This is a genomic window from Chryseobacterium potabilaquae (genome assembly GCF_902728265.1).
GTDB classification, from domain to species: Bacteria; Bacteroidota; Bacteroidia; order Flavobacteriales; family Weeksellaceae; genus Chryseobacterium; species Chryseobacterium potabilaquae.
The window spans coordinates 244,358-263,639 of sequence record NZ_CACVBR010000001.1 but is presented as its reverse complement, the minus strand read 5'-3'; the positions used below and the strand labels follow the sequence as shown (position 1 = coordinate 263,639).

At 31.7% G+C, this 19,282-nt stretch carries 19 protein-coding genes; 7 read left to right on the top strand and 12 right to left on the bottom strand.

Annotation, left to right across the window (positions count from 1 at the left end; genetic code table 11):
- Positions 1–34: 34 nt before the first annotated feature.
- The 7 genes from CHRY9293_RS00970 to tsaE form a co-directional block, all read right to left on the bottom strand.
- Positions 35–880 (bottom strand): prephenate dehydrogenase, encoded by an 846-nt coding sequence (locus CHRY9293_RS00970; protein WP_162031190.1) that lies wholly within the window; start codon positions 878–880, stop codon positions 35–37.
- Positions 881–1,086: 206 nt separating this feature from the next.
- Positions 1,087–3,363 (bottom strand): cation:proton antiporter, encoded by a 2,277-nt coding sequence (locus CHRY9293_RS00965; protein ID WP_162031244.1) that lies wholly within the window; start codon positions 3,361–3,363, stop codon positions 1,087–1,089.
- A gap of 197 nt (positions 3,364–3,560) precedes the next feature.
- Positions 3,561–4,271, bottom strand: coding sequence for a LytR/AlgR family response regulator transcription factor (locus CHRY9293_RS00960; RefSeq protein ID WP_185153184.1), 711 nt, complete (start codon positions 4,269–4,271; stop codon positions 3,561–3,563).
- Positions 4,246–5,019 carry a histidine kinase gene (locus CHRY9293_RS00955; RefSeq protein ID WP_162031188.1) on the bottom strand — a complete coding sequence of 258 codons (774 nt, stop codon included), beginning with the start codon at positions 5,017–5,019 and terminating at the stop codon, positions 4,246–4,248. Before CHRY9293_RS00955 ends, CHRY9293_RS00960 begins: the two co-directional genes overlap by 26 nt.
- 6 nt (positions 5,020–5,025) lie before the next feature.
- Positions 5,026–5,397, bottom strand: coding sequence for a hypothetical protein (locus CHRY9293_RS00950; RefSeq protein WP_162031187.1), 372 nt, complete (start codon positions 5,395–5,397; stop codon positions 5,026–5,028).
- Positions 5,398–6,591 carry an alanine dehydrogenase gene (locus CHRY9293_RS00945; protein ID WP_122547833.1) on the bottom strand — a complete coding sequence of 398 codons (1,194 nt, stop codon included), beginning with the start codon at positions 6,589–6,591 and terminating at the stop codon, positions 5,398–5,400.
- Between the two features lie 61 nt (positions 6,592–6,652).
- The gene (tsaE, locus tag CHRY9293_RS00940) at positions 6,653–7,060 is read right to left on the bottom strand and encodes a tRNA (adenosine(37)-N6)-threonylcarbamoyltransferase complex ATPase subunit type 1 TsaE (RefSeq protein ID WP_162031186.1); all 408 of its coding nucleotides are present in this window, start codon (positions 7,058–7,060) and stop codon (positions 6,653–6,655) included.
- 102 nt (positions 7,061–7,162) lie between these two features.
- Between tsaE and dnaG the strand changes: the two genes are divergently transcribed.
- The 6 genes from dnaG to clpP all read left to right on the top strand — a co-directional run bounded on the left by dnaG (position 7,163) and on the right by clpP (position 12,919).
- Positions 7,163–9,124, top strand: a complete 1,962-nt coding sequence (gene dnaG, locus CHRY9293_RS00935) for a DNA primase (protein WP_162031243.1) — start codon at positions 7,163–7,165, stop codon at positions 9,122–9,124.
- A 385-nt stretch (positions 9,125–9,509) separates the two neighbouring features.
- Positions 9,510–10,394 (top strand): hypothetical protein, encoded by an 885-nt coding sequence (locus CHRY9293_RS00930; protein WP_162031185.1) that lies wholly within the window; start codon positions 9,510–9,512, stop codon positions 10,392–10,394.
- Between the two features lie 56 nt (positions 10,395–10,450).
- Positions 10,451–11,014 (top strand): hypothetical protein, encoded by a 564-nt coding sequence (locus CHRY9293_RS00925; RefSeq protein WP_162031184.1) that lies wholly within the window; start codon positions 10,451–10,453, stop codon positions 11,012–11,014.
- 54 nt (positions 11,015–11,068) lie between these two features.
- Positions 11,069–11,512 carry a hypothetical protein gene (locus CHRY9293_RS00920; RefSeq protein ID WP_162031183.1) on the top strand — a complete coding sequence of 148 codons (444 nt, stop codon included), beginning with the start codon at positions 11,069–11,071 and terminating at the stop codon, positions 11,510–11,512.
- Between the two features lie 27 nt (positions 11,513–11,539).
- The gene (locus CHRY9293_RS00915) at positions 11,540–11,989 is read left to right on the top strand and encodes a hypothetical protein (protein WP_162031182.1); all 450 of its coding nucleotides are present in this window, start codon (positions 11,540–11,542) and stop codon (positions 11,987–11,989) included.
- Positions 11,990–12,232: 243 nt separating this feature from the next.
- Complete coding sequence (gene clpP / locus CHRY9293_RS00910) at positions 12,233–12,919, top strand: ATP-dependent Clp endopeptidase proteolytic subunit ClpP (protein ID WP_122636919.1); 687 nt, start codon at positions 12,233–12,235, stop codon at positions 12,917–12,919.
- Positions 12,920–13,204: 285 nt separating this feature from the next.
- On the opposite strand, the gene tpiA is transcribed toward clpP, so the two are convergent.
- From tpiA to CHRY9293_RS00885, 5 genes are read right to left on the bottom strand one after another with little or no spacing between them, the layout of a single operon-like run.
- Positions 13,205–13,963: a triose-phosphate isomerase gene (gene tpiA / locus CHRY9293_RS00905; RefSeq protein ID WP_162031181.1), complete on the bottom strand. Its 759-nt coding sequence runs from the start codon at positions 13,961–13,963 to the stop codon at positions 13,205–13,207.
- A 15-nt stretch (positions 13,964–13,978) separates the two neighbouring features.
- Positions 13,979–16,105: a S9 family peptidase gene (locus CHRY9293_RS00900; RefSeq protein WP_162031180.1), complete on the bottom strand. Its 2,127-nt coding sequence runs from the start codon at positions 16,103–16,105 to the stop codon at positions 13,979–13,981.
- A 23-nt stretch (positions 16,106–16,128) separates the two neighbouring features.
- The gene (locus tag CHRY9293_RS00895; RefSeq protein ID WP_162031179.1) at positions 16,129–16,479 is read right to left on the bottom strand and encodes a TerB family tellurite resistance protein; all 351 of its coding nucleotides are present in this window, start codon (positions 16,477–16,479) and stop codon (positions 16,129–16,131) included.
- 30 nt (positions 16,480–16,509) lie between these two features.
- On the bottom strand, positions 16,510–17,625 hold the full coding sequence (locus CHRY9293_RS00890) for a BT_3928 family protein (RefSeq protein ID WP_162031178.1): 1,116 nt from the start codon (positions 17,623–17,625) through the stop codon (positions 16,510–16,512).
- Positions 17,626–17,627: 2 nt separating this feature from the next.
- Positions 17,628–18,194 (bottom strand): DUF1599 domain-containing protein, encoded by a 567-nt coding sequence (locus tag CHRY9293_RS00885; protein ID WP_122547821.1) that lies wholly within the window; start codon positions 18,192–18,194, stop codon positions 17,628–17,630.
- 99 nt (positions 18,195–18,293) lie between these two features.
- On the opposite strand from CHRY9293_RS00885, the gene folP reads away from it, so the two are divergent.
- Complete coding sequence (gene folP, locus CHRY9293_RS00880) at positions 18,294–19,145, top strand: dihydropteroate synthase (protein ID WP_162031177.1); 852 nt, start codon at positions 18,294–18,296, stop codon at positions 19,143–19,145.
- Positions 19,146–19,282 lie beyond the last annotated feature (137 nt).

Below are 19,282 nucleotides of genomic sequence, written 5' to 3'. Positions count from 1 at the left end.
AGTCTCTTGTTACTTTTATAGAATATCTGCAATTTTATTTGTCGAGAATTCCTCTTATTTTATTTGCATTGAGGATTAATTCTTCAAGATACTCATAGTTTTCTTTTTCTAAAGCAGACTTAAACTTTCTCAATTGACTGATATGCTCATTTAATACATCAAGAACATTTTCTTTATTTTGCTTAAAAATAGGAACCCACATTTCGGGGTGTGATTTTGCAAGACGCACAGTACTTGAAAACCCCGAACTGGCCAATTGAAAGATGGTATCTTCCTCGCGCTCTTTTTCCAATACTGTATTGGCTAATGCGTAGGAAGTAATGTGTGAGATATGAGAAATATAAGCTGTATGAATATCATGATCATCCGCATTCATATAGATGAGGTGCATGTCTAGACTTTCAATAATTTTTTCCGCTAAGTGTAAAGCATCCTCTGCTGATTCTTCTTTATTGCATATTACGCCCGCTTTTCCGGAAAAACTATTTGAAATGGCAGATGTGGGGCCACTGTTTTCAGTACCCCACATGGGATGAAAAGCGACGAATCTTGATCGTTTCGGATGATCTTTTACCGCATGTATGATGCCGGATTTGGTAGAACCTGCATCCATTACCGTTTGATTTTCAGATATAAGATCTAAAACTGTGGATAATAAATTTCGGGTAGAATCTACAGGAATTGCCATAATAATTAAATCCGAATTGATAATTCCATATTCCAAATCTACTTTGGCATCAATGATTTTTAAGTTTAACGCTTCATCAAGATGGGTGTTATTATTGTCGATACCATAAATAAAACTGGCAATACCTTTTTCTTTTAATTTTAAAGCAATAGATCCTCCGATCAATCCTATCCCTATAATGCTAATTTTCATTTTAATGTTTTTTAAATAAAAAACCCCGCCCAAGGACGAGGTTGTATATATATACACAAGAATCCTATCCTATATTGAGATAAAAATTCTGTAGTAATATGTTATACTGTTGATAATCATATAGCGAAGATATACATTTTTTTTAAAGTAGAAAAATAGAGATTAATTTTTATGATCTTTTAATGTAATTTTAGATTAAAATACATTTACGGATTGGAAATAATTAATGTTGAAGGGGTTTCAGATAACCAAAGACTTTTGGTATCGATAAGTCCTTTCCAACTTTTGCTGCTTATAATCATAAGATCATGCGAATTTAAAAACTCTTTTTCAATACTTTTCTCACTATACAATGTGATGTGATTGGGCGCTACTTGTTCAATACTTCGGATCAATTCCTTGACTTCTATATTACTACGAATCTGTCCTGCTACATCCAAAATAACTATTTGAGAATTGTTGTTATTAATTAATCTTTTAGCGTATTCGAGTAAGTAAAAATCACTTAAATTAAAAATGGGAAGAAATACTCTATCTGCAGATTTGAAGTTTTTTTCGACTAAAACTCCTACAGGAATATGGGTTTTATCTAAAATTTGTAACGTAAAATCGTCAAAAGGAGAGTTATTGAAAATATAGCTTTTCCCTTTCACAGTATTTAAAAGCTTTTCAGGATTAATAATTTTTGTAGTAAACCCTAATAATCGCCCTAAAAGACTACCTTCATACATAGATTTTCCCAGCATGATAAGCAGAAGATCATAATTCCCTTTATTGGAAATATGAGTAAGATCATTTTCTATATCGGTAGATGCCTTAAATAGAGTAGTGACCTTTAGTTTAAGTTCATGAGACGTTTCAATAACATTTTTAAATTGTTCCTGTTCATATTCATTGATGTCATAGGCATGCATTTCTTCCACAGGAGCAATATTCATAGCGGTAATACTTTTATTCCCGTTCATTTTATTAGTGAAATCATGTGCCAATTTCAATAGAGTACTTCCTGCTTCAGGATTGTCAAATGAAAGAAGAACTCTATATTTAGGATCATTTTCATCGTGTATTGACGAATCTGTTTCTTTTTTAGATTTGAAAATATAATTGATAAAGTCTAAAGTAGGTCCTGTCATGAATGTGGTAAACAATGCCATAATCACTAGCATCGCAAAAATTTCCGGACTTAATACACCTAAATCATAACCAATATTCAGGACGATAAGCTCCATTAAACCTCTGGTATTCATTAATGCACCTATAGTGAGACTATCTTTCCAATTAATGCCAAGGAATTTAGCAGTAAGTGCACTCCCTGCAAACTTTCCGATCACTGCCGTTAAAATGATAAACCCGGCTGTAATCCATAAGTGACCATCATTGAGTAAGCCAATTTGTGTACGAAGTCCTGTAAATACAAAGAACAAAGGGAGTAAAAGGACAAGGGCAACATCCTCTACTTTATCGATAAACAAGGTCCTGAACTTGGTGTTCTCAGGCATAATAGCACCTGCCATAAATGCTCCAAATAAGGCATGAATACCAATGACTTCTGTAGCATAAGCCGAGAGTATCAAGGTAAGAAAAAATATGGCCACCATCGGTTTATTGATTGTACTTTTTCCTGCTTGAAGATCAGCAATCCTTTTTAGAAAGGGTCTTATGATTTTAATCATCAAAAATACATAGGCAATAGCCATAAGAATAACATAAATAGAGCTTGCAAATGAACCCGCTTTTACGATAGCGATCACAGCGGCAAGAATACACCATGCAGTAATATCGTCTGCTGCGGCACAAGTAATGACAATCGTTCCTAGTTTTGTTTTCTGTAAATTCCTTTCCTGAACAATCCTTGCCAATACCGGGAAAGCTGTAATACTCATGGATATAGCAATAAATAGGGCAAAAGATGTAAATTGAATGCCATCGGGTGCAAATTCCTGATAGATAAAATAAGAGAGCCCTATTCCGAGTGCAAAAGGAATAATAATACTGGCATGGCTGATAACAACAGCATCATGTGCTTTTTTCCTTAAAACACTCAAATCCAGCTCCATTCCTACAATATACATAAATAAAATAAGACCTATTTGGCTTAAAAATTGTAGGTTGCCGAGCGATTCTTTAGGAAAAAGAAATGCTGAAAACTCAGGAAAATATATCCCTAAAAGTGACGGACCTAATATAATCCCGGCAATCATTTCCCCAATAACTGAAGGTTGTTTAAGCTTGATGCAAATCCATCCAAAAAATCTTGCCGTCAGAATAATAGTAACAATCTGTGCTAATAATAAAGCTAAAGGATGATGTAGGTTGGTTTTAAAAGATTCCTGAAAGTTTTCCCAGCTAGAACCATTGTTGATTTTAGTAACTATATTTTCTTTGATTTCTAATGTCTGTCCTTCTATAATAAAAAAATACATCAGACAAGAGAAAAAAGTAATTGTTATTGTATAAAAAATGATATTTCTATATTTCCCCATATTCATAATTCCATTATTTTATACAAAGTTGGGAAGAATATATTGATGTTAAATAGGATTATTTTTAAAATGTAATAAATGCTTAAAAAAATGTAATAAAAACTCGTCTATTTATTTTAATAGATATATTGAGAGCCATATTTAATATTTTAGTATTTATTTTTTATAAATCAGAAATGTAAAACTATTAAGGTGGTTTATTTTCCCAGTTTTTCCATTAGTGAAAGCTTATATGTTTCTCCGACTTGAAGCTTAAGAGAATGTTCTCCATCGATAGAAATCTTAGTTACGATTTCGTTGCTCGTAAATATTGTAATGGTAGATAGGGCAATGATCTCTTTTTTATTGATTTGTGTAAAATCTTTAGAAGGAAGCATTTCAAGAAGATTTTTAAAATTAAGATTTTTTAGAACAATAAGGGATCCATCCTTTAATAGAATGTCTTTGTCTCGACTATCAATTTCAGATGTTTTTATATAGATAATTTGTTCCGTGAATATTATGGTTTTACCAATATTGGTATTCCATTCAATGAAATCTTTTTTAGAGGTAGCTTGGATGAGTTCTTTGGCTTTTTCAAAAGCTTGGACTAATCTGTCTTTTTTTATGGGCTTTCTTACGTAATCAACCACATTCAGATCAAATGCTTCTGCAGCGTATTCTTTATAAGCCGTCGTAAATATTATTTTTTTTGAATTTGGAATTAATGCAGCAACCTGAAGGCCATTTATTCCCGGCATTTCAATATCCAGAATACAAATATCACAATCAATCGTTTCAATCTCTTTTAAAAACTGGGTAGGATCATTGAATGCTTTTACAACTTCTACATTCTCAATGTCTTCACATAGGAGTTTTAGATAACTGATGGCTAAAAGTTCATCATCTAGAATAACGCATTTTATCATAAAACTCACCTAAATTAATTTTTAACTCTGCTGTAAATATACCGTTTTGGGAATTTTTTTTGAGCTGATACAAGTTATCGTAAATCATTTTTAATCTTTGATCTAGAGATTGACTTCCAAATCCGCTTTTTTCCTTTTCTAACATATTCTGTATAGAGGCTTTATTGCTGACTTTCATAGTGAAAATTCTATTCTCAAGTTCTATTAAAATAGAAATAAATGAATCCTGAGCAAAGAAATCAGTATGTTTAAATGCATTTTCTATAAGATCAACAGAAATTAATGGAGCAAAAATTTTTTCTTCATAAAGAATATCTGATTTATTGACTTTAAATTTAATCCTAAAATCAAAAAGAGGGTTTATTTTTATTTTATTAATTTCAATAAGGCTTAGTGCAAAGTTTATTTCTTCTTTAGGACTTACAAATTTATTATTGCTTTCGTATAAAATATAATCCAATACATTGGCTAATTTATCCAAAGACATATAAGTCTGATACGCATGAGACTGAACAGAATTTAAAATGTTTTTGAATAAGTGAGGATTAAGTTTTGTGCCAATTTGTTCTAGTTGAACCTCATTTAATTGTTGTTCAATAATTTTATTTGTTTCTAAGAGTTTTGTATTTCTTTGCTTAATTTTTTTATTTTGATTGAAAAGATAGATACATACTGTCAGGAAAAAGAAAATACAGAAAACAGCAATAAATATCAGGTAATCATGAATCATGTAGTAATTACCTTCCATACATAGCTATTTTAATTTTTGGAGATTATTGAGTACTACTTTTTCTTCACATTTTTCAAAAGTGATTTCGAAAGTTGGATTTTTTTCAGGATATATGAGTACATAATCAGGGCAGGGTTGCTTCTGAGCATGACTTTTTTCAAAATCGACTTTTCCGTTGGTAATAATACTGTCTTTAAGAAAAGTTTCATTGATATGATAAGTAGCCATTTTTGTTTTAAAGTTTTCCGAATACTCAAAATCCTTAGAAAGTGTTTCTGCAATTACCCTACTGTTAGGTAAGTAGCCACTACAGCTTGCTCCTTTTTTGTTTAAAATAAAAAATACAATGACAAGTCCGGGGATAAGACCAATCAGGTAGAATTTCAGCTTTTTCATTTAGAAAATTAATAGATTGATATCATGATAGGTAAGTCCGAAACGATCACAAATTATTTTTTTAGTATGTCTACCTTTGTACATATATAAACTTTGCTTCATTTCATTTTTTCGGATGAGCATATTTTCAAAACCTCCTTCTTCATCATAATTTAAGATATAAGAAAGGAAAAAGTTTGAAATGGCTTTTGTTGTTGTTCTGGGCATTTTTGAAGTTAGATTGGGAAGTCCGCAATGTATCACATCGTGTTTGATAATATAAGGGTCTTCCATTGTAGTAAGTTCTGATGTTTCAATTACTTTACCATTATCGATTGCAATGTCAATAATCACACTGCCTTTTTTCATTTTTTTGACCATGTCTTCCGTTACAATAGGAGTCATGTTTAATCTTGGTAAAGCTCCAATAACTACATCTGCACGCCTTAATGATTTACTGAGCTCTTTAGGATCAATAATAGAAGTGGGAACTCTACTGTCCACAAGCGTATGAAGTCTTCTTAGTTTTGAGAGTGAATTATCAAAAACTTTTACACTTGCTCCCAGACCAATGGCTGCTTTGGTTGCAAATTCTCCTACGATACCTGCGCCAAGGATGATTACTTCTGTTGGTCTTACTCCTGTAATTCCTCCCAACATAAGTCCATTTGATAGTGCTAATAATTCAGACGCATACAGAATAGAAACTGTACCTGCAATTTCGCCAATAAGTCTTACCAGTGCAAGTTGTTTATATTCATCAACAATGAATTCAAAGGCAATAGCATTCACCTTTTTTTCAGCTAGCTTTAAAAAGTATTCTTTATCCCTTAAGTTAATTTGTAATGCAGAAAGCAAATAAGTATTGGGTTTCAGGAATTCTATCTCTTCTTCCGTAGGTGGATTAACCTTGAGAACAAAATCTTGTCCAAAAGCTTCTTTTGGGTCATGTGTGATTCTTGCTCCTGATTCAGAATATTGTAAATCTGAAAAAAAAGAACCTTTACCGGCTCCTGATTCTACAATAATTTCATGACCATGTTCCACCAAAACCTGTACCGCATCAGGTGTAATGCAAGTTCTTCTTTCGTTAAGACAAGTTTCTTTCGGAATTCCTATACTGAATTGTCTTCCTTTTTTGATAACATCAAGTTTTTCTGCTTTTGGTATCAGTTCCTCTTCAGTAAAAGGAGTAAAAATATTTGTAGTACTCATGGGTTATTTCTTACAGATAATTATTTTACAATAGAATTCATTAAACAAAGATACGTAATATTTAATCGAATAAAACTTCTCGACTTTCAATCGAATTAATAATATTCATTGTATGATAATTAAGACCATAAAGCTCGTCTTCATATACTTCCGGCCATTCAATAATACATAGGAAAGAATTATCCAAATATTCTTCAATGCCAATTTGAAAAACTTCTTCTATATTTTTTAAGCGATAAAGATCAAAATGATAGACTTTTCCTTTAGGCGTATTGTATTCATTAACAATAGAGTAGGTCGGAGAGTTGACTTCATCATTGCTTCCTAAACTTTTCATTAAGAATTGAGTGAATGTTGTTTTTCCGGCCCCGAGATTTCCTTTCAAGAGAAGAATATTATATTGCAACGAGGGTATAATTTGATTCACTATTTCCTGCCAATCTTCGATACTTTTTATATTAAACTGCATACAAGTAATTTGATGCAAAAATAATAATAAAAATACTTCGATTATATACATTCTATGTTCAAGAATAGGATAGGAAATTTGGAATTTGTGTATTTTTACACCATGATTTCCAAACAGACCATAGACAAGATTTTCTCAACAATTAGAGTAGAAGAGATAGTAGGAGAATACGTTCAGTTGAAAAGAGCAGGGTCTAACTTTAAAGGTCTCAGTCCTTTCCATGATGAAAAAACCCCAAGTTTTGTCATATCTCCCAGTAAACAGATTTGGAAAGATTTCTCCACGGGAAAAGGAGGGACGGCGATTTCCTTTCTTATGGAGATTGAAAACTTTACTTATCCTGAGGCTCTTCGTCATGCTGCAAAAAAATATGGGATTGAAATAGAGGAAGATCAACAAGAATTTTCTGAAGAAGCCAAACAAGCTCAAACAGAAAGAGATTTACTATATAAAATTCATGAAGTTGCCAATAACTATTTTCAGGAAATACTTTGGGATTCTGAGGAAGGTAAGAGTATTGGTTTATCTTATTTTAAGGAGCGTGAACTACGAGATGATATTATTAAAAAGTTTCAGTTAGGATATTCCCCGGAAAAGAAAAATGCTTTCACAATGTATGCTTTAGAAAAAGGATACTCTAAAGATATTTTGGAAAGATCAGGACTTTCTATTTTTCCGGAAAATACGCCTGCAGGTGTTGACCGTTTTCGTGAAAGAGTTATTTTCCCAATTCATAGCTTTTCAGGAAGGGTTTTAGGTTTTGGGGCTAGGATTTTAAAAAATAATGTAAAGACAGCAAAATATCTCAATTCACCTGAAACTGAAATTTATCATAAATCAAATGTTCTCTATGGCCTGAATCAAAGTAAACAAGCTATTTCAAGAAAGAATGTATGTCTTTTAGTGGAAGGATATATGGATGTGATTTCTCTCCATATGTCCGGAATTGAAAATGTAGTGGCAAGCTCCGGAACTTCTTTGACGACTGAGCAAATTAAGCTCATTAAAAGACTTACGGAAAACGTTACGATTTTGTTTGATGGAGATAATGCTGGAATTAAAGCGAGCTTCCGAAGTATCGATATGTTGTTAACGGAAGGCATGAATATTCGGGTATTACTTTTTCCGGAAGGTGATGATCCTGATTCCTTTGCCAGAAAACATCCACAAGAATATGTTGATAAGTTTATCGAAAATGAAGCAACTGATTTTATTGATTTTAAAGCAGAAATTCTTTTAAAAGAAGCGGGAAATGATCCGATCAAAAAAGCAGATGCAATCCGCAATATTGTAAAATCAATTTCTTTTGTACAAAATGCACTCAAAAGAGAGGTGTATTTAAAGGAGGTTTCCACAAAATTCGGACTTTCCGAGCAAAGTTTGTTTAATGAATTAGATGTTCAAAAACAAATAACTCATCATCAAAATACCCAGCAACTAAAGGATACTAATAAGCCTGTAAAATTGGAGATTGTTCCAAAACAAGAGCATGATATTGATGCAATCGAATTTAATATTCTTCATCAGGAAAATAAATTGATCGATACCATGTTGATGTTTGGAGATATTGTTCTTGAAAGAAAGAATGAAAAGCATGAGAAATATGAAGTCACGGTTATTGAAGAGATTCTCCATCATTTTGAAGAGGAACAATATGATTTTCAGATAGAAACTAATAAAAAGATTATTAAAAATATTAAAGAGGGGATTGAAAATGACGAACTTCGAGCGGGAAACTTCTTTATTACTCTAATGGATGAAGATATTACATTGAAAGTGGCGGATGCATTGATTATTCCTGATGATTTAAGTAATTGGTCTACAAGGAATATTTTTCCTCCAGCGATTGGTGATCACATTGCGGAAGAAGTAGAAGCTAATATCCTGATTCATAAATATTATTATATTCATTTTATGATCAAGCAATTGACTGTTGGGCTTGAAAGTTATCGTGAAGGGGATGAAGAAAAATACTATGATTCCATAAAAAGAATTATGATACTCAATCAACTTTCTGTACAAATTATCGATAAATTGGGCTGGTCTCCCATTACTAAAATTTAAGTAGTATATTTTTACATCTTCTTACTGCTTTGTAATAAAAATTTTTTTATTGAAATTTCCAATATTCGAAAGATAGATTCTTTCTGATTGGTTAAATATTTTATTTGTTTATTTCGTTATTTGTAAATTTATTTTCGTAATTTGACTAAATATTATAGAAAAATTCACTTTAATTGTTGGATTTAAATAACGCAATGCATAGTATTTTTGTTGAAATATACAGGACAAAAACTAAAACCATGAAAACTCTTCATTTAGGAATCTTTTCTATTAAATAAAGATTTAAAGATTTAAAGATTTAAAGATTATAGAGTTTAAAGCATTTGTATTTGTTTTTTTAGAAAAACTAAATCAGGTAATAGACTACAATTTAAAATCATTTAGAATGGAATCGAATGGGAAAAAATTTAGAAAATTGATCTTTTTCTGCATTTTGATTGGAACTTTTTTAGGCAATTTTAAGATAAATGGTCAAGAATGGATTTTAAAATATAATCTTACAGAAAGAGAATATCAAAGCCTGTTTAATCAACTTTCAAAAACTCATTATCCTCAGAGTATTAGCGTAGTTAATCATAAGGGGGAAAATCGTTTCGCATGTCTTTGGTATATACAGCCTAAAAAATTTACGAGATGGGAGGCTAGGCACAATATAAAACCGGAAGATATGGGCACTTTTCAAACTCAATTTGTTAAAGATAATATGATTCCTACAAATATTGTAGGATACTTAAATCCTGATCGTAAACTTAGGTTTGCAGGAGTTTGGAAGAGTGATGATGTATATCGGGCTAATGTACAATATTGGATTAGACAAGATGAGAATTTACTGACATCACTGGAAGATTACTTAAAAAAAGAAGAATCTCTCCAAAATAATTTGCCATATAGCCTGTCTACCTATGAAGATGAAGATGGAACATTTAAATATTCAATCAATACTCAAAATGTAGGGGCTAAAAACGAATATGGAATAAGCGCTTTTCAAGATGAAAAAATGTTTAAAGAACTTTTGAAAACTTGTATGGATATTAATTACTATCCTTTAGATTTATCTATTATAAATGATAAGGGAGAAAATTTTTATTCCGGATTATGGATGTATTATTCATCCGGTCGAGAGTGGGGAATCACTTTTCATACCGGATTAGAAAAGTTGGATCAACTTATAGCATCTAAGACTGAAAAAGGTTTGACTCCTTCCCTTATAAGAGGATATATAAACGATGGTAATCTGGATTATATGATTCTTTGGAATAAGGTGAAGTAAACATCATCACATCATATGATTAAGTGTTTGATTGTTTAAAAAAAAATATTCTAACCATGAGATTTATTTTACTCGTGTTTTGTTTGCTAGCCCATTTTTGTTTTTCTCAGGAACAAGAAATTATAAAAATTCTAAATGATGAAATACAGAAGGAAGTAAGGTATCAAAAAAATAATCTGGAATATTTTCCAGGAGAGAAATTTGAACTCGTCCATAGATTTGCTATTAAGGATAGTATTCTTACGGTAAATGTGATACAGGTAGATTCAATTACTTTTGAACAGACTGCAGAATATTTGGCTCAAACTCCTCTTCAATTATTAAGTGTTGTTGTAAAACGTAAAAATGAAAATGATAATACTTATTACACAGAAAAACAGGAAGTTGTTCTAAGCAAAATAAAAAGAATAATAAAAGATATTAATATTATTTTTGAAACTGAGCCAAATGAAGTTAAAGTAATAACTATTGATGAAAATGGGAATAAAAAAATAATAACGAGAGATTTATTTTTCCTATATCTTTCTTCTGAAAAGCATAACGAATATCTCGCGGAAACAATTATAGATTATTTTAAGAAAGCGGGTTATGATATAGAAAAAGGAGATTGGTATGATTAATGGCTTTTTCTGTGTATTGTCAAAAACAGTTTATGAAACCAAATAAATGGTATTATGATCAAGAAACTTCTTTACATTACTATTTTGCTTTCTTGCTCTCCTATGATTCTCTGTCAAAATAGAGAAGCTATAGATAGTCTTTTCGCGACTAAAGATTATCTTTCTGAAATTAAAAAGACCATAAATATTCAGGAGGATGTAAATAAAGTTCAGAGAATACAAAAATTAATAAGAGCTGGTTCAGAGAAAGAAGAAAGGTTCAAATTTTTTCTAAAAAAAATAGTCAATGATCATACGGAATATGAAGATATGATCCAGAGTTTTCATTGGATTTTACAATCATTAGTATTATATAAATCGGATCTTACCACAAATGTATCTGAAATTGAAAAGAACTCAGAAAAAATGTATATGAACCGACATATTCCTCCATTGATCAATCAGATTTATTTTTATACTAAGAAATTTCAAGAGAAGTCAGAAACTCATAAAAACTAACCTAATATTAATATATAAATAATGCTGATGGGATCCTCTATACGTTTTCGAGACGAAAATAAAACGGCACTTGATTTTCAAAGTGACGTTATTGTGGTTTGTCCAAAATGTTCCGAGAAAGCTTTTGCGAAAGTAAATGATACTGAAAAAAAGGTGCGCTTATTTTGTGATAATTGCGGATATAATAAAGAAATTTCTACTATTGTTTCCTTGTATGGAGTCACCGGAAATTGGCAATGGGCTGCACATGTTTATTTTCAGGCAGAATTGTGGTTAAAGATACCTTTCAAAGATGATGAGATTTTTGCATATAATTATGACCATCTGGGTTATCTTGAAAGATATATCACAGCGAATTTAAGAGAACATAAAGACCGTACTCATTTTACATTGTTGGAAAAATTACCCAAATTTTATCACGAAGCGAAAAATCGGAAAATACTTCTAAAACTTATTCGGAAACTAAAAAATAAATAAAAGATTCTAAAATAATGAGAGTGCGTTAGATAAATCATAAGCTTTAGCCTGCTTTTGGACTTTCCGAAGATTGGATGCTTTGAAAGTAATGATAAAAAAGACAGATAAAATCTAAACCAATATAAAAGATCTAATGGTTCCTAGTGATCGATTAATTTGCAGATTAAATTTCTGTTTCTGCCATAATGTCCTTACATTTGTTTGGAACGATATTAGGGAATAAACTAGAAAAGATAATCACATATGGACATTAAAAAAGAATTCAGAGATTTCTCTGTAAAGCATTTAGGAAACAATGGTTTAGTAACCGATCAATATATGGGAATGTATGGCCCAACGAATCTTACACCCTATATTATGGAAGAGAGAAGATTAAATGTGGCTCAAATGGACGTTTTTTCTCGTCTCATGATGGACAGAATTATTTTCTTAGGGACAGGAATCGATGATCAGGTAGCTAATATTGTAACTGCACAGCTTTTATTTTTAGAAAGTGCAGATCCTTCTAAAGACATCCAAATTTATATCAACTCTCCTGGGGGGAGTGTGTATGCGGGATTAGGAATTTATGACACTATGCAAATTATTAAGCCTGATGTTGCAACCATCTGTACAGGAATGGCGGCTTCAATGGGGGCTGTATTGTTAGTGGCAGGTGAAAAAGGTAAACGTTCTGCCCTTAAGCACTCGAGAGTAATGATCCACCAACCAAGTGGAGGTGCGCAAGGTGTTGCTTCTGATATGGAGATTAATTTAAGAGAAATGTTGAAATTAAAGCAAGAGCTTTATGATATTATTTCTCATCACTCAGGGCAAGACTATGAATGGGTTGAAAAATCCTCTGATAGAGATTATTGGATGACTTCTGAAGAGGCAAAAAGCTACGGAATGGTAGATGAGGTCTTACAGAGATCACTAGACAAAAAATAATAAATTCTTCTTACAAGAGGTATGAGAAACGCATCAAAAAACTGATGCGTTTTTTATTTCAAAGAATCGAATATAGTGGAGAAGGGATACATTTTAAATACCAGGAATAATTATTTAAGATTTATTTATTATTAAATTAATGATAAGTTTATACTCAATATTTATTTTAGCATTATAAAATGAATCACAAATAATTGAAATAATTAGTGTGTAACAGTTAGATTTTAAATAAGAAACCGGCGGAATCATTGATTCCGCCGGTTTTGATTGTATTTCGTGTAAATTTTAATTAAAAGCTTCTATAATTTTAGAAAAATCTTCTAGTTTTAGGGCAGCACCTCCAATAAGTCCACCATCAATATCGGGTTGAGAAAAAATTTCTTTTGCATTATCTGGTTTTACAGAGCCTCCATAAAGAATAGAAACTTCATCAGCAACCTCTTTTCCATATTTTTCAGCAAGGATATTTCTGATATGTGCGTGAATCTCTTGAGCTTGTTCAGGAGTTGCAGTCTCGCCAGTTCCGATAGCCCAAACCGGTTCGTATGCAATGACTACTTTTTTTATTTCTTCCGCAGTAAGAGTGAAAAGGGCAACTTCTGTTTGATTCTTTACGACTTCAAAATGCTGTCCGGATTTTCTTTGTTCAAGCGTTTCACCATTGCAGTAAATAGGAGTTAAGCCTTTATCCAGCGCTAATTTGATTTTTCTGTTACAGTGAGAATCTGTTTCACCATGGTATTGTCTTCTTTCAGAATGGCCAATCAATGAGCCATCTACATCAATTGATTCCAACATCTCCGCAGAAATCTCTCCAGTATATGCTCCGCTTTCATGTTCGCTCATATCTTGTGCAAAAACTCCAATTTCATTTTTCTCAAAAAGATCTTTAGCCATCATTAAGTATAAAGATGGAGGAGCAATCCATACCTCACATTGAGTAGGATTATTTTTTTTATATTCAAGCAATTGATACATTAATTGTTGAGCATCAATTACACTCTTATTCATTTTCCAATTTCCTGCGACTATTTTTCTTCTCATAGTTTATCTAAAAAATTATTGTTTAATTCCTTCTAATTTAAACATGAATGCATACACTAATGCTATATCTTTCAAGTAGTCAAATCTTCCTGAGGCACCACCATGACCATAATCCATGTCTGTTTTTAATAATATAATATTCTGATCCGTTTTCATATCTCTCAGCTTTGCTACCCATTTAGCGGGTTCAAAATATTGTACTTGAGAGTCATGTAATCCTGTTGTTACCAATAGATTGGGATAATTCTTCTTTTCTATATTTTCATAGGGTGAATACGATTTCATGTAAAAATAAGCCTCTTTATTATTAGGATTTCCCCATTCATCATACTCATTAGTAGTCAATGGAATACTTTCATCCAACATCGTATTGACCACGTCTACAAAAGGGACTTGAGAAATAATTCCATGCCATAGACTAGGGTTCATGTTTACAATAGCTCCCATTAATAAACCTCCTGCGCTACCACCTTGCGCATATAAATGTTTTGAGGAGGTATATTTTTCTTTCACTAAATATTCTCCGGCATCGATGAAGTCGGTAAATGTATTTTTCTTTTTCATCATTTTGCCATCTTCATACCATTGTCTTCCCATTTCCTGCCCACCACGAATATGCGCAATAGCAAAGGCAAAGCCTCTATTTAAAAGACTTAATCTTGTGGTACTGAATGTGGCATCCATTGAGCTGCCATAAGAACCATAAGCATATAAGAGAAGTGGGCTATTTCCATTTTTCTGGAATCCCTTTTTATAAACAATAGAAATCGGAATTTTTGTTCCGTCTTTTGCAGTAGCAAAAAGCCTTTCCGTGATATATTCTTCTTTATTATATCCTCCTAAAACTTCCTGTTGCTTTAGTAAAGTTCTTTTTCCTGTACTTAAATCCTGTTCAAACTGTGAACTTGGAGTAATCATGGAGGTGTAGCCAAATCGGAAATTGTCAGTATTATATTCAGGGTTACCTGAAGGATAAACCGTATAAGTAGGCTCATCAAATTTTAAAAATTCTTTTTTACCGGTTTTTCGGTTATAGATGACCAGTTGTGAGAGTCCATTTTGTCTTTCACTAAAAACAAGGTAGTTTTTAAAAGCCGATATTCCCTCCATCAATACATCTTTTCTGTGGGGAATAAAATCTTTCCAATTTTTAACCTCAGTTGCGTTTAAAGGTGTTTCCATTACCTTGAAATTCAATGCATCTTTATTGGTAGTGATTAAAAATTTATTTTCAAGAGCAGTGACATCATACAGAACGTCTTTCATTCTGGGTTGAAAAACAAGGAATGTTCCATTGGGATTGTTGGCATCCAGAAATCGTGTTTCAGAAGACGTCGTTGCTGTGGAATATATGAAAATAAAATTTTCGTTTTTAGATTTGCCTACCCCAATATAATTTGATTTATCTTTTTCTTCATATACCAAGTGATCTTGAGCCACATCAGTTCCTAGTGTATGTCGAAATATCTTTTCTGTTAAAAGAGTGGTAGGGTTTTTAGCTGTATAGAAAATCGTTTTATTATCATTTGCCCAAGTAGCGGAACCAGTCGTATTTTTAATTCCTAAAGGAGTCGTTTCTCCTGTAGTAAGATCTTTTAAATAAAGGGTATATTGTCTTCTTGAAACGTCATCTACACCATAAATCATTTTTGTATTATCTGGGCTGATATTAAACCCACTTGCGGAATAATAAGAATGTCCTTCTGCAAGCTGATCTACATCCAGAAGAATTTCTTCAGAAGCGTTGAGATTTCCTTTCTTTCTGCAATATTTAAAATATTGTTTTCCTGTTTCAGTTCTCGTATAGTAATAATACCCATTTTTGAATGTAGGAACAGATTCATCTTTTTCCTTAATTCTTGCTTTCATCTCTTGGAATAAGATTTCTCTGAAAGAGTCTGTATCTTTCATCATTTCTTTCCAATAGGTGTTTTCAGATTTTAAATACTCGACAACCTGTGTAGAATCTTTTCCTTTTTTAAAGTAATCGATCATCCAGTAATAAGGATCATTCACTTTATCACCGTGTATATCTCTTATATGTTCTTTCTTTTCAGCAGTAGGTGCTTTAATATTAGGAAATGTTTGAGAATAAAATAGAGAATTGCTCATTACGAATAGGGTTAAATAGAATTTTTTCATGGGTATGTGGTTTTAAAGGGATATCATGCAATATGCCATAGATTTTTTAAAAGCATATAAAAAATATGTTCTTCATTGGTTACTTTATGATCGGCTTTGATTAGTGATTTTGCGAATTTTGCAAAATTAATACGCTCTTCTTCTGTAGAATCGTCATAAAAGCAACGGGCATGAAATTCAAAATGATCTTTCCATTCTTCAGGTTGAAGGAGTGCAAGTACTTCAAGTTCATTATCCAGGTTCATTCTAAAAGGAAATTCATCAGCAAGGTATTGCTGAACAAGCATACCTTCTTCCGGAGCAAATTCTCCATCCACTGATGAAAGAATCATTAATAAGTGATAGCCTGCAATTGATTTATTTGACTTTTGCATGAGTAAGTATAAGGTTTATTATTAAGTAATTTATTTTTTGATATAGTCTTTTGCGGGTTGCTTGTCTATAATTTTTCCATTTTGTAGAGTAAGTACAAACGGATTACTTCTAGCAATTGTTTTGATAGCAGTTCCGTCCATCATCGTATTTTTTATCGTTTTGAAAGTATTCGGGTCAGTTGAAACACCAAAGATTACGGCATCTTTATGATTTTTAACTTTATCTTCAACTTCTTTAAGGATTTCAGGGTTTATATCTTTTGGATGATAAGAGAAAACGAGAATTGCTTTTGGGGCCTTGATGATTTCATCCGTAAGCTCCATTCCCATTGGATCTTCGATTTTAAATTTTACAATTTCCGATTTATAACCCTCTTTTACTAAAACAGATTCATTTTTACCTTCCTCAATTTTCCAAGGAGATCCTTCTTGCCAATACTTAGTTTCTTTGATATAATCATCCTGATTTACCTTTACAACTTCTCCTGTTTTTGTATTCTTAAGAGAGTAAAATGTTTTATATTCTGACGGATTTTTGGCAATCTTCAGTTTTTCGGCTTGTAAATCGGTTCCTATTTTATAATCACGGAAATCAATTATAGGTTCATGAAGAATACCTTGTGCCATTATATAGATCATTGCTAGAGAAAATATTCCAAGCAGGATATATTTAAACTTGTTTGAAGACTCTTTCTTACTACTATAAGTATAAGCATCTTGTTTTCCAAATTCTTTTCGATAAAGGAAGAATAAGATAATGAGCCCTATTAAGAGTATCACATCTTTTATAAAGCTTTGCCAAGGGGTGAATTTAATAGCGTCTCCAAAACATCCACAATCTGTTACTACATTATAATAAGCGGAATAGAATGTAAGAAAACCAAAAAATAGACAAAGGGCAATCAATATGGAAAGAGTGAACCTAAGCTTAAGTTTTAATAAGAGCATACATCCTAGAAGAAGCTCTAAGACAACTACGATAATGGAAAAAAGCAAAGCAAATTTTTCCAAAAATGGCATATTGAAAACAGAAGGAGAAAAATACTCTTCCATTTTAAAAGAAAAGCCTACAAGATCAACAGCTTTTACAAAGCCTGATAGAATAAAAATGATAGCGATAATGAAACGTAATAAATTTTTGATCATCGTTAAATAGTTTTAGGTTCAAATTTATTTTCTTTTTCAAAGAATTTTATAAGGCAAAAAACGGCATAATTCAACATATCAAAATAATTGGCCTCTAATCCTTCCGAAACAATCGTTTTTCCTTGATTGTCTTCAATTTGTTTGGTTCTTAGGACTTTTTGATAAATAAGATCTGTAATAGACGAAACTCTCATATCTCGCCATGCTTCACCATAATCATGATTTTTTCTTTCCATTAATGCCTTTGCTTCATGGGAGTATTTGTCATAAAGAGTTAATATATCCTCTTTATCTTCATTAAAATCATTTGAAAAGCCCTTTTCAAGTTGGATAAGACCAATAATAGAATAATTTATGATAGCAATAAATTCATCTTCCTCGCTTTCATCAATCATTTTCTTATCAGTCATTTGTAACGTACGGATTCTATTTACTTTAATATAAATTTGATCTGTAATTGAACTAGGTCTTAGGACTCTCCATGCAGCGCCATAATCCTGTAACTTTTTACTAAAAAGATCCCGGCAATCATGAATGACTTTCTCGAATTGTATTGATGTTTTTGACATAAATTTTCTTAATCTTTCAAAGATACAAAATAGGTTTTAGGTAGCAGGGACTGATAATTAGTTTTTTGACCAGAAATTAGAAGTTCGTATTTTTGTGTTATGCAAAATTATCCATCATCTATTAATTATCATTCACTAAACTGTAATGGGAGAATTGTTGATTTAAATACTCCAAAAATTATGGGAATTTTAAATCTCACGCCGGATTCATTTTCAGATGGAGGGAAATTCAATAGCGAAAAAGCAGCTTTAATGCATGCGGAGAAATTACTAAAAGAAGGAGCGGATATTATTGATATAGGACCACAATCAACCAGACCAAATTCAACATTTTTAACAAGTGAACAAGAAATTACCAGACTTGATCACATTATTTCTCAGATCAAAAAAGAATTTCCGGAAGTATTAATTTCGTTGGATACATTTCATGCTGAAACAGTAAGGTTTGGTTTTAATGAAGGTATTGATTTGATTAACGATATTTCGGGAGGACAGTATGATCCTGATATGTTTGATACGGTTGCTCAGACAAAACTTCCTTATATTCTCATGCATGTAAATCCTACCTATGAAACCATGCATGATAAAACTCAATTTACGGATATTACATTATCTATCAATCAGTACTTTTCTCAAAAGTCAAGAGAACTAATGGAAAGGGGAGTCAATGATATCATTCTAGATCCTGGATTTGGTTTTGGAAAAACAGTAGAAGACCAAATGAAGATGCTTGAAGAAGTGAAGTATCTAAGTTTTAGAAAGTTTCCCTTATTGATTGGAATTTCCAGAAAGTCTTTTATATATAAACCTCTTGGAAAGTCCCCCTTGGATATTAATGAAGAAACACAAAAGCTTCACATGAAAGTTTTGAAGCAAGGAGCCTGTATTTTGCGGGTACATGAGGTGAAAGAAGCCAAAAAAGTAGTAGATGAATATATAAAATTGAAATAAATGAGAAAATCATAAATGTAATTAGTTTAATGTGTAAATTTTTTCAATAAAACGTATCTGTTTTTTAAAAAAAACGCTAAAAAAATATTTTTTTTTGATAAGAATTTGGATTGTATTAAAAAGTCCATATATTTGTA